This window comes from Winogradskyella sp. (genome assembly GCF_003712105.1).
GTDB lineage: Bacteria > Bacteroidota > Bacteroidia > Flavobacteriales > Flavobacteriaceae > Winogradskyella.
In genome coordinates this window covers 58,536-70,029 of record NZ_RHLG01000001.1, presented here as the reverse complement: position 1 = coordinate 70,029, position 11,494 = coordinate 58,536, and the positions used below count along the sequence as shown (strand labels likewise).

At 33.8% G+C, this 11,494-nt stretch carries 13 protein-coding genes; 9 read left to right on the top strand and 4 right to left on the bottom strand.

All coding sequences use genetic code 11. The features are described 5' to 3' along the window. Positions 1-20 precede the first annotated feature (20 nt). Together ED556_RS00350 and dnaG are read left to right on the top strand one after the other, a co-directional pair. Complete coding sequence (locus ED556_RS00350; protein WP_296318545.1) at positions 21-821, top strand: pseudouridine synthase; 801 nt, start codon at positions 21-23, stop codon at positions 819-821. Between the two features lie 62 nt (positions 822-883). Further along, positions 884-2,851, top strand: a complete 1,968-nt coding sequence (gene dnaG / locus ED556_RS00345) for a DNA primase (RefSeq protein WP_296318544.1) — start codon at positions 884-886, stop codon at positions 2,849-2,851. Here the strand turns inward: dnaG and ED556_RS00340 are convergent. Both ED556_RS00340 and nadE read right to left on the bottom strand, forming a co-directional pair. Then, a complete protein-coding gene (locus ED556_RS00340) occupies positions 2,848-3,477 on the bottom strand; it encodes a response regulator transcription factor (RefSeq protein WP_296318543.1) in 630 nt (209 codons plus the stop codon). The two genes, dnaG and ED556_RS00340, sit on opposite strands and share 4 nt — an antisense overlap. A 145-nt stretch (positions 3,478-3,622) precedes the next feature. Beyond that, the gene (gene nadE / locus ED556_RS00335) at positions 3,623-4,411 is read right to left on the bottom strand and encodes an NAD(+) synthase (RefSeq protein WP_296318542.1); all 789 of its coding nucleotides are present in this window, start codon (positions 4,409-4,411) and stop codon (positions 3,623-3,625) included. Between the two features lie 80 nt (positions 4,412-4,491). Here nadE and gldB point away from each other — a divergent pair, with 80 nt between their 5' ends. Together gldB and gldC are read left to right on the top strand one after the other, a co-directional pair. Continuing rightward, positions 4,492-5,460 (top strand): gliding motility lipoprotein GldB, encoded by a 969-nt coding sequence (gene gldB / locus ED556_RS00330; protein WP_296318541.1) that lies wholly within the window; start codon positions 4,492-4,494, stop codon positions 5,458-5,460. Next, complete coding sequence (gldC, locus tag ED556_RS00325; protein WP_296318540.1) at positions 5,460-5,795, top strand: gliding motility protein GldC; 336 nt, start codon at positions 5,460-5,462, stop codon at positions 5,793-5,795. The genes gldB and gldC overlap by 1 nt, the downstream gene beginning before the upstream one ends. Positions 5,796-5,818: 23 nt before the next feature. Here gldC and ED556_RS00320 read toward each other — a convergent pair whose 3' ends face one another. Beyond that, complete coding sequence (locus tag ED556_RS00320) at positions 5,819-6,520, bottom strand: hypothetical protein (protein ID WP_296318539.1); 702 nt, start codon at positions 6,518-6,520, stop codon at positions 5,819-5,821. 234 nt (positions 6,521-6,754) lie between these two features. Next, complete coding sequence (locus tag ED556_RS00315; RefSeq protein WP_296318536.1) at positions 6,755-7,567, bottom strand: hypothetical protein; 813 nt, start codon at positions 7,565-7,567, stop codon at positions 6,755-6,757. A gap of 174 nt (positions 7,568-7,741) precedes the next feature. On the opposite strand from ED556_RS00315, the gene ED556_RS00310 reads away from it, so the two are divergent. The 5 genes from ED556_RS00310 (at position 7,742) to paaB (ending at position 11,448) form a co-directional block, all read left to right on the top strand. Continuing rightward, positions 7,742-8,362, top strand: a complete 621-nt coding sequence (locus ED556_RS00310; protein ID WP_296318534.1) for a DUF4230 domain-containing protein — start codon at positions 7,742-7,744, stop codon at positions 8,360-8,362. Beyond that, a complete protein-coding gene (locus ED556_RS00305) occupies positions 8,359-8,934 on the top strand; it encodes a TetR/AcrR family transcriptional regulator (RefSeq protein WP_296318532.1) in 576 nt (191 codons plus the stop codon). Before ED556_RS00310 ends, ED556_RS00305 begins: the two co-directional genes overlap by 4 nt. A 67-nt stretch (positions 8,935-9,001) precedes the next feature. Next, positions 9,002-10,075, top strand: a complete 1,074-nt coding sequence (locus ED556_RS00300; protein ID WP_296318530.1) for an FAD-binding oxidoreductase — start codon at positions 9,002-9,004, stop codon at positions 10,073-10,075. Between the two features lie 73 nt (positions 10,076-10,148). Further along, a complete protein-coding gene (gene paaA / locus ED556_RS00295; protein ID WP_296318528.1) occupies positions 10,149-11,105 on the top strand; it encodes a 1,2-phenylacetyl-CoA epoxidase subunit PaaA in 957 nt (318 codons plus the stop codon). Positions 11,106-11,160: 55 nt separating this feature from the next. After that, positions 11,161-11,448 carry a 1,2-phenylacetyl-CoA epoxidase subunit PaaB gene (paaB, locus tag ED556_RS00290; RefSeq protein ID WP_296318526.1) on the top strand — a complete coding sequence of 96 codons (288 nt, stop codon included), beginning with the start codon at positions 11,161-11,163 and terminating at the stop codon, positions 11,446-11,448. Positions 11,449-11,494: the final 46 nt, after the last annotated feature.

Genomic DNA, 11,494 nt, shown 5'->3' with positions numbered 1-11,494 from the left:
CCTTTGCAAAAAATTAGAGCATGAGTAGGAATCAAGGTCATAGCAAAGGAAAACCGTCAAGAAATAACACCAGAAATGTTAAGGGTAAATCTCAACCATCAAAAAAAACAAATTCTGGCGATATTAGATTAAATAAATACATTGCCAATTCTGGTATGTGTTCACGTCGTGAAGCTGACGAAAATATTGCTATTGGTTTAGTGACAGTTAACGGCAAGGTCATTACCGAAATGGGTTATAAGGTTAAGTCAACTGACGAAGTAAAATTTGATGGCCGCAGAATTAATCCTGAGCCTAAAACCTATGTGTTACTAAATAAACCTAAAGGGTTTGCTACTACCACAGCAGAAGGTAAAGGCAGAACCGTAATGGATTTAGTAGCTAATTCTACAAGTGCTAGAATAAAACCAATCGGGCGTTTAGGTCGTAACTCGTTAGGGCTTTTGTTGTTTACTAATGATGACGAAATCATGCAGAAGTTTACCAACTCTAAAAATGGGGTTGCTCGATTATTTCAATTAGAATTGGATAAAAACCTCAAATTCGAAGACTTAAAAAAGATAAAAGAAGGTTTTAAAGTTAAAGGAAAACTAATTTCAGTTGAAGATATAAGCTATATCGAAGGAGAATCTAAAAATAAAGTTGGTATTAAAATTAAAAATACGGGCAACACAATTCTAAGAACCATTTTTGACGAACTTCGTTACGACCTCGTAAAAATTGATTGTGTTGCAATAGCGCATCTTACCAAAAAAGACATTCCTCGTGGTCATTGGAAGCATTTAACCCAGCAAGAAGTAAATACACTTAAAATGCTTTAGTGTTTTGCTAGTGACTAAATTCTATATTTTTAGTAGATTTACGTTTCCATTACATTACACCATTGATTTCACAAAATACGATAGCACAAGTTTTTGAAACTGCCCGAGTTGAGGAAGTTATTGGCGATTTTGTGCAATTGAAAAAAGCAGGTAGTAATTTTAAGGGTCTCAGCCCTTTTAGTGACGAGCGTACACCAAGTTTTATGGTGTCTCCAGTAAAACAAATCTGGAAAGATTTTTCCACTGGAAAAGGTGGAAATGCAGTTACCTTTTTAATGGAGCATGAACATTTTACGTATCCCGAAGCAATTAAGTATTTGGCCAAAAAGTACAATATTGAAGTTGAAGAAACTGAGCGTACAGATGAGGAGAAAGAAAAGGCAAATACTAGAGAAAGTTTATATCTAGTAAGTGATTACGCCAATACGTATTTTCAGAGAATATTACACAAGACAGATCAAGGCAAATCTATAGGACTTAGTTATTTTAAAGAACGAGGTTTTACAGATGAGACTATAAAGAAGTTTCAATTAGGATATGCGTTAGATGAGTGGCAAGCTTTTACTGACGAAGCTTTAAAAGACGGTTATAAAATTGAATTTCTCGAAGGTACAGGATTAACAATAGTAAAGCCTGAAAAGCATTTCGATAGGTTTAAAGGTCGAGTAATGTTTCCTATACATAGCATGAGTGGCCGTGTACTAGGATTTGGAGGAAGAATTTTAGGTAATGATAAAAAAGCTGCAAAATACCTTAATTCACCAGAAAGTGAAATTTACCATAAAAGTAAAGTACTATATGGGCTTTACTTTGCAAAACAAGCCATAGCTAAAGAAGATAATTGCTATTTAGTAGAAGGTTACACCGATGTTATTCAGTTTTACCAGCGCGGTATACAGAATGTGGTGTCTTCTTCTGGTACTGCATTAACTTCAGAACAAATTCGATTAATAAAACGTCTCACTAATAATATTACAGTATTATTTGATGGTGATGCGGCCGGTATGCGCGCTTCTATTCGTGGTATAGATTTAATTTTAGAACAAGGCATGAACGTCCGCGTTTGCTCGTTTCCAGACGGTGAAGATCCTGATAGTTTCGCAAAGAATAATTCCTTATCTGAGTTAACGGAATTCCTTGATAACAATTCTAAAGATTTTATTCAGTTTAAAGCTTCGCTCTTATTTGAAGACACTAAAAACGATCCTATTAAAAAGGCAGAAACCATTCGGGATATTGTAAATAGTATTGCCAAGATTCCAGATCAGATTAAGAAAGAAGTATACATACAGGAGTGCGCTCGTATTATGGATATAAGTGAGTCTGTTTTGTTTAGTACGCTAGCACAAATTAATAAGAAGGAGTTTCAGGACATAAACAAAAAGTATAAGCAAGAGCAGAAAGCTTTTGATGTTATAAAGTCTGAACCTAAAAGTGTCAAAAAAGTTGATATTCAATATGAGTTAGAGCGAAAGATTATTGAAATTTTACTGCTTTATGGTGATAAAACTGAGAATTTTGAAGATTTAGTTTTAAAAGAAGATGAAGTATCAGGAGATTTAATTTTAGAACCTGTTATTCATGAAGCAAAAGTCTTTGAGAAGATTTATTTAGACTTGCAAGAAGACGAAATGCAATTCAGTAATCAAGATTTTAAACTATTATACTATTCAATTATCGATAAGCTTAACCAAAACGAAACGTTTTCGACAAAAACCTTTATGCAAGAGCTTAACCCTGAAATTGCACCAATGATTACAGGTATATTAATGGATGATGAGAAATATGCTTTGCATGATTGGGAACGAAATAACATAATTCCTAAAGGTAAAGAACATACCATACCGCAATTGGTTAATCAAACCATTTTGAGCTTACGTTGTTTTTTAATAGATCAAAAAGTAGCTGTTTTTAAAAATGAAACGCAACACGAAAACGTGGATAGTAAGAGCATAATGGAAGACGTAAAAGACTATCTTGGTCTTAAAATGTTATTGTCCAGAAAACTCGGTAAAGTTATTGGCGGTTAAGTCAAATCATGATGCTTAGCCTGATGCAGTAAGTCTACAATATTATCCACATTTAGTTTTTTAAAAAGACGTGCTTTGTACGTACTTACCGTTTTTTCGTTAATATCTAATTCTTCTGCAATATGCTTATTCTTCTTGCCAATAGATAAAAGTTTAAGTACTTCGACTTCACGTGTAGATAATTTTTTGAATAACCGAGCTTTGCTTTTTGCAGTATCCGTATACCGATGGTGTTTATCCATTTTTTCACTTAGATACACTTTGCCTTGTCGTATTGAGTCAAGAGCATCAATAATTTTATCTGTACCCGCATTTTTTGAGAGATATCCAGATGCACCTGCTTTTAAGGTGCTAATGGCATAGATTTCTTCTGGTTGATGGCTAAACATAAGTATTCTAATGGACTTATGCTCTTTTTTAATAGCTCTAAGAGCTGTAATTCCATTTAGTTCGGGTAAGTCAATCTCAGAAACTATAATGTCAACATCATTTTCTCTGATAAATTCAAAGATTTCAACGCCACTACTTAAGCTTCCGATGACTTCATATTCTGTGTGATTGGTTAGGGTGTGTTTCAGACCTTCCCGAACAACAGGATGGCTGTCAACCAACAAAATTTTAGCCATGGCTAGTTTTTTTAGTTTTTCAAAGTTTAAGTCTTTAGCTAGTTATGGGGAATAATTAATCCTTCTTACACAAAAATAAGAAATCAATTGATATATTGAGAAAAAATGTAGCTATTTTTTAAAAAAATTATAAATAAATTAATATTTACTTTAAATTTTTAGGAATTTCGCAAATTGGTATAGGAATCATTTTGTGCTGATTTCTTCTATTGTAGCTCATGTATATTCTGAATACGTCTTTTTGTCTTCCTTCAAAATCATCTTCAGTTTTACCTTCATCCTGCATTTGCATCGCCCATTCAAGTTCTGGATAAGATGCTCCAATTTGATCTTCATCACTTCTAGCATCACCAAAAAGGCCATCGCTTGGCGCTGCTTTCATTATAGAATCTGGAACCTTAAGAGCTTCTCCAATAGCATAAACTTCAGATTTTAATAAATCTGCAATTGGACTTAAATCCACACCACCATCACCATATTTTGTGTAAAAACCAACACCGAAATCTTCAACTTTGTTGCCGGTACCTGCTACTAATCGTCCTAATAAACCAGCATGATAGTATAAGGTAGTCATTCGAAGCCTAGCCCTTGTATTGGCCAACGCCATATCTACAGTAGCCTGTTTACCATCCAAACTTACTTCGGTTTTAAACTCTTCAAAAACAGGAGTTAAATCAACTCTAGTGTCACTTACATTGCTAAAGCGTTCTTTTAATTGTGCTATATGTTCATGGGCTCTAGAGACATGGCTTTCAGCTTGGTGAATAGGCATTTCTATACACAATACATCTAGGCCAGTTTTTGCACAAAGAGTAGACGTAACTGCCGAATCAATACCACCAGAAACACCAACAACAAATCCATTTACTTTAGCGTTATTAGCATATTCTGTTAACCAATTGACAATATAATCTATTACTTTTTCTGTTTGCATTATTCTAGAGTTTTTGGGGTAAGAAGTGTACCTTTGCAACAAAAATAATGCATTGATTTTAGGTTTGAAAATTTTATATAATGAAAGTGAAACTTAATTTTTTTCCATGTTTTGCCTTATTTCTGCTGCTTTACAACTGCAATGAAGAATCAAAGCTGCAAAAAGAAATTGCAGAAGTTGATATTAGTTTTAAAGCCGAACGTTTTGATAGCGAGTTTTCAAAAGTTGATGCGACAAACTTAGGGCAATTAAAAAATAATTACCCATTTTTATTTCCTAAAGAAGTGTCCGATTCTGTATGGATTAATCGCGTTAATGATGATTTGCAGAAACAAATGTTTGCTGAGGTTAATAAAGAGTATCAAAATTTTACACCCCAAGAAGATGGGTTAAGAAATCTTTTTCAGCACCTTAAGTACTACGATAAAGGATTTACAATTCCACGTGTAATTACGGTTACAGATTTCGTAGATTATAGAACTAAACTTGTATTGGAATCCGATTTATTGATTATAAATCTTACAAATTATTTGGGCGAAACACATGAGTTTTATCAAAATACGCCTAGATATTTTGCCGAGAATATGACTTCCGCTCAAATTATACCAGATGTGTGTGGTAAGTATGCAATGCGTTATGCATATCAGAATCAACGAAAGACATTTTTGGATGAAATTATTTATCATGGTAAGCTCTTATACTTTAAGGATATTATGATACCTAATTCTTCTGTAGAGGACCGAATTGGATATTCAACTAATGATATTAAATGGGCTCAAGAGAACGAGCCTATGATATGGAGTTATTTTGTGGAGAAAGAATTACTTTTTAGTACGGATCCAAAACTTTTTTCACGGTTTACTACGCCAGCACCTTTTTCGAAATTCTATTTAGAGCTAGACAACGAATCTCCTGGTAGATTGGGTCAGTTTATTGGCTGGCAAATTGTAAGAGCTTATGCAGATAGAACGGAAGCAGATATCATCGAAATTATGAGAACGGAAGCAGATGTCATTTTTAATAAATCAAAATACAAACCTAAGCTATAATGAGTAACACTATAAAATCTAAGATTGAATTAAATGTTGAACTTGACGAAAATCGGGTGCCAGAAAAATTGAGTTGGACAGCCCAAGATGGCGGTATCCAAAATGAAGAAGCCAAGGCGATTATGTTATCTGTTTGGGATAGTAAGGTTCAAGAAACATTGCGTATAGATTTATGGACCAAAGATATGCCAGTGGATGAAATGAAGAAGTTTTTTCATCAAACTCTGGTGACAATGAGTGATACCTTTTTGAGAGCAACTCAAGATGAAAAAATGACAGCAACAATGAAGGATTTTTGCGATTACTTTGCAGAAAAGCTAGAGTTAAAAAAGTAAAGTTCTATTGGCGTAATTATGATCTATAATGCGCTTGTTCTTCCAACTGTAGTATCGTAATATGGTATGACATTGAAGTTTACAGAAGATATGCTTTTTGTATAATCTTTGTTTGAGTGAATTTCTTTTTTAAACTCATCTACATTATACACTTCCCAAACAGTTAGTTTATTATGTTGTCCAGACCTAGTATTTTGCTCTTTTTCATTAACTGAAATAAACTTTTCAACCTCTGCCTTATTTGCCATTTGTCGAATTCTTTTAGAACCTAGCCTACCATTAATGATTTTTACAATCCAATACCCTTTAATTGCCTTTTTAATTTTTACGGGTTGAATAGAGCTTTTACCAGGATTTGATTCAATACTTGGGCGAGACATTGTTAGCGCTTGCCTAGGTTCTTCGTAAGGTCTGTTTCTTAATAAGCTAATAGCAATAAGTTTAGCATCAAGCTTAGCTAAGACTACAAATCTACCTAAAGGGATATCATGCAATGGTATTTTTAATTGATATTTGTTACCAGAGAAACTCTTTTCATATTCAGAGTTAAAAATATCCACTTTGTAAATCATTTTATCAGATGATAATAAAATGCTATCACCTGTTGTATTAAGACTGTGCTTAAGTTCTTTTGCCCTAGGATTAATATTTTGTAGCAATGTAGAATTCTGACCCTGAAGACATAGGGTCATACACAGAACTATACTAAAAAAAATAGTTTTCATAATAGTAGGTTTGTTTAACAAATAGAATTTTTCTATTTGAGTATATGGATTGGGTGATTAATTGATACAAAGGTACTTACACAAATTTCTTGCCAAATAATAATTAAGACTATTTACTTAATTATTAGACAAAACGCTCCAACAATCGATGTACTGCAAAAAATGAGGACTAAGTAAGTAGATTATAAAAAAGATGAAAATCTTAAATAAAAAGTATTAGAAGTGTTTTCTAATTTAACGGCTTTTTAGTGCTAAGCCATAACTATCTGTAGTATAGTAAGGCGTCTTATTAAAATATGGTGAATCTGTTTTTAGATAACGCTCATCATTATTTAGTTGCCTTAAAAACTTGTTAGAATCATAAACTTGCCATATTACAAGGACATTAGATTGTCCCTTAAAAGTTTTTATCTCTAACTGGTTTAATTCAATTAAACGCTCAACCTCTTTTAATGTAGCCATTTTCCTTGTAACTCTTGAAGACTGACTACTATTTACAATGTTTATAACCCAAAAATTGTACTTAGCAACTTTCTTCTTTTTCTTAACGACAACCTTTTCTTTTTTTGGTCTTCTGTAATTGAGTAAATCACTTATACTACGGTTATTAAAATATTTGGGCGTTGCTCTATTATTAATTTCTAATTCCTCTAAGTTAAGGTTGGGCTCTGCATTGTCTTCCGCAATAGTTAAAAGCTGTTCCTCGTCTGGTAAAGGAACCACGTAAGATTCATTTCTAAATAGTGTAATAATGATGCGTTTATCATATAACATAACTTCAACTACATATCGTCCTATGCCTAAGTCATAAAGAGGTATTGAAACTTCCTTGTCGTATACTGTTACTGAAGTATCGTAGTCTTTACTAAAGATGTTAACGGTGTAAATTGTGCGTTCGCCCTTAAGGATAAGGCTGTCTAGATCTTCAGATAAATGATGCTTTAATTCTTTGGCTCTAAAGTTTACATTTTGAATTAATGTAGTCTTCTGAGCTTGAACAAAATAGGATATAAATATAAGTGACAGAAAAGACAAAAATCTGACCATTTATACGGTTTGGATTAATTAACAGCTAGAGTATAAATATACAATCATTTTATGATAAATTTTTAGTAAAAAGCTATACAGTAATATTCCTAGACGAATTGCAAATTAGTTGCAATTTCAACGTTGCAACTAATGTGGATTTTGTTAATTATAGAAACATAGTTAAATTCGGGCATGCGCAAAATTCTATTTGGAGTTATAATAACCCTTATTGTTTTATTCACTTTTAAATATTGTGGTGATAAAGAAGAAAGCACAATTACTTTAAAAGAAAATGCTGCGCTTATACAAGAGCAGATTAACAATGTTGGGAAGTTAGTTGTAACGGAAGGTCACTTTAGTGAAGTGTTTACCTATAAAAATTCAAAAGCGATTTTCGCCGATTTATTAGAAGCAAAAAAGCAAGCTATTGTAATAGTAAATGCAGATGTTACGGTAGGTTACGACTTAAGTAAGATTAACTATAAAATAGATGAGGTTAGTAAAACCTTAGAAATTTTAAAGATTCCGGAAGAAGAAATAAAAATCAGCCCAGATTTTGAATACTATGATATACAGGAAGATTTCTTAAATCAGTTCGAGGCTAATGACTATAACGAAATTAAAAACACAGTTAAGGCATCACTAATGAAAAAGATTGAAGCGTCAGAGTTAAAATCTAATGCGCAAAACAGATTAATTAGTGAGCTTTCAAAATTTCTGATTCTTACCAATTCACTCGGGTGGACGTTAAAATACAACGCCAAACCAATTACAAGTTCCAAAGATTTACAGATTATAGATTTTAAGCTTTGAGTACAAAAACCGAAACACGTAAGGAAGAAATAATTAGAGTAGCTGCTAAGCTCTTTAAAGATAAGGGTTATAGTGCAGTTACTATGAGAGATTTAGCTGCCGAAATGGGGATTAAGGCTGCTAGTCTTTACAATCATATTACCTCGAAGCAAACGATTTTACAGGAAATTATCATTGCTATTGCTGAAGAGTTTACCCAAGGTATGAACGAAATTATCCGCAACGATGCTAATACAATTGAGCGATTAAAACAAATTATTGGTCTTCATGTAAGGATAGCAATAGACAATGCAGATGGTCTCGCAGCATTAAATTCTGACTGGATGCATCTTGAAAATAAACTAGATTATTATTTAGAATTAAGACAGAACTATGAATCAAACTTTTTGTCTGTCATAAATAAGGGGATCGATAATAATGAAATTAAGCAAATAAATCCTGATGTGTTAATGTTTTCTATGTTATCTACTTTACGCTCATTATATCTATGGATACCTAAAAAAGGGGCAATTAACCAAGAAGAATTGTCTAATGCACTCTCTCTGATTCTAATAGAAGGTATCAATATTTAAATCCGAATTAAATTTCATATCTTTGTGGAGCAAACTAACAATTGTTAGTTTGTGTTTTATATAAGATATGGCAGAATTTCACGATTTAAAAGTTGAAGATATTTATAAAGAAACTTCGGATACATCTGTAGTGACTTTTAATATTCCTGAAGAATTAAAACAAGAGTTTAGTTTTAGGCAAGGACAACATTTAACCCTTAAAGCTGATATTGATGGGGAAGATGTGCGTCGTTCATATTCATTGTGCTCGGGCCCAAATGACGGAAAGTGGCAAGTAGCTGTAAAAGAGATTCCTGGCGGAAAATTTTCAACCTTTATTAATCAGTCTGTAACTGTTGGAGATATAATGGAAGTGATGGCACCAAGTGGTCATTTTGGTATTGAAGTAAACCCAGAAGCCTCTAAGAACTATCTATTTTTTGCTGCAGGCAGCGGAATTACGCCAATATTATCGATGATAAAAGCACATTTATCAGTTGAGCCAAACTCAACCTGTAAATTATTTTATGTAAATAAAACTGCTAAATCCATTATCTTTAAAGAAGTGCTAGAGCAGTTACGCAATACATATTTTGGGAGGCTCGAGATTTATTATTTCTTAACTAAAGAACGACGAGATATTGAGTTATTTAATGGTCGTTTTGACGATGAGAAAATGGAAATACTAACCAAGACGTTTATCGATATCCCAGATACTAACGACGTCTTTTTATGTGGGCCGGAGCAAATGATAAATTTCGTTAGCGATTATTTGGTGAATGCGGGTTTGCCCAAGGAGTTGATTCATTACGAGTTGTTTGTAACGGGTTTGTCAGAAGAAGACATTAAACGTGCGGAACGCTTATCAAAGCAAAATTTAGAAGGTACTGAAGTGGTTATAGTAGATGGAGGAAAAGAATTCTTATTTACCATGACCAAAGAGTATAATAACATATTAGATGCCGCTTTAGGTGCAGGAGCCGATTTACCATTTGCATGTAAAGGTGGAGTGTGCAGTACGTGTAAGTGCGAAGTCAAAGAAGGCCAAGTTGAAATGATGATTAATTATGCACTTGATGACAAAGAAGTGTCGCAAAATTTGGTACTAAGTTGTCAAGCCGTACCTACAACGGATAAGGTAGTGGTTGATTTTGATGTGTAAATCAAATGATTTGTCATTCCTGCGGCATGCAGGAATCCAATGATATATTGAAAAAGAGAAAAAGTTAAAGATTATGAGTGAAGATCAAATTAAAAACCTAGAAAAAGAATTCGAAGCCCGTATAGCCCGCGACGAAAAAATTGAACCTAAAGATTGGATGCCCGAAAAGTATCGTCAGACGCATATAAGACAAATGTCTCAGCATGCGCATTCTGAAATAATAGGAATGCTTCCCGAAGGAAACTGGATTACAAGAGCACCTTCACTTAGGCGTAAGGTAGCACTACTGGCTAAGGTTCAAGATGAAGCAGGTCATGGTTTATACTTGTATTCTGCGACGGAAACTCTTGGTATTTCACGGGACCAAATGTATGAGCAATTACATACCGGTAAGGCTAAATACTCGAGTATCTTCAATTATCCTACCTTAACTTGGGCAGATATGGGAGCTATTGGTTGGTTAGTAGATGGTGCAGCCATTATCAATCAAGTACCTTTATGTAATACCTCATATGGACCTTATGCAAGAGCTATGATTCGTGTATGTAAGGAGGAAAGTTTCCACCAACGTCAAGGCTATGAGATCATGATTAAGTTGGCAAATGGTACACCTGAGCAAAAAGAAATGGCTCAAGATGCATTAAATCGTTGGTGGTGGCCAAGTCTAATGATGCTTGGGCCGACAGATGATAAGTCAGTGCATACTGCACAATCTATGAAATGGAAACTTAAACGTAAAACTAATGACGAGTTACGTCAACAGTTCATAGACCAAACAGTGCCTCAAGCAGACTTAATAGGATTAACAGTACCCGACCCAGATTTAAAATGGAATGAAGAGCGAGGAAGCTATGATTTTGGAGAAATTGATTGGGATGAATTTTGGCAAGTGGTTAAGGGTCATGGACCTATGAACAAAGCTAGAATGAAAGCAAGAGTTGGCGCATGGGAACGTGGTCAATGGGTTAGAGATGCAGCAATGGCTCATGCAGAAAAGAAAGAAGAAAGAAAGCAAAAACAAGCAGTTTAAATAATATAAAAAAATTTAATTAATAAGATATCCTGCTTAAGCAGGCGCTAAAATTATGTCAACAAAAAACTGGCCACTTTGGGAAATCTTCGTAAGAAGTAAAAATGGATTAGAGCACAGACATTGTGGTAGTCTTCATGCATCAGATGCTGAAATGGCACTAGAGAATGCTCGTGATGTTTATACAAGACGAAACGAAGGTGTAAGTATTTGGGTTGTAGAATCAAAGCATATTACAGCCTCTAATCCTGAAAATAATGGCGAATTATTTGAACCCGCCCAAGATAAAGTATATCGTCACCCAACATTTTACGATTTACCAGACGAAGTAAAACATATGTAAATTGAATTTTTTCAATTTACGTTTCCCATGAAAATGGGAAACTCAA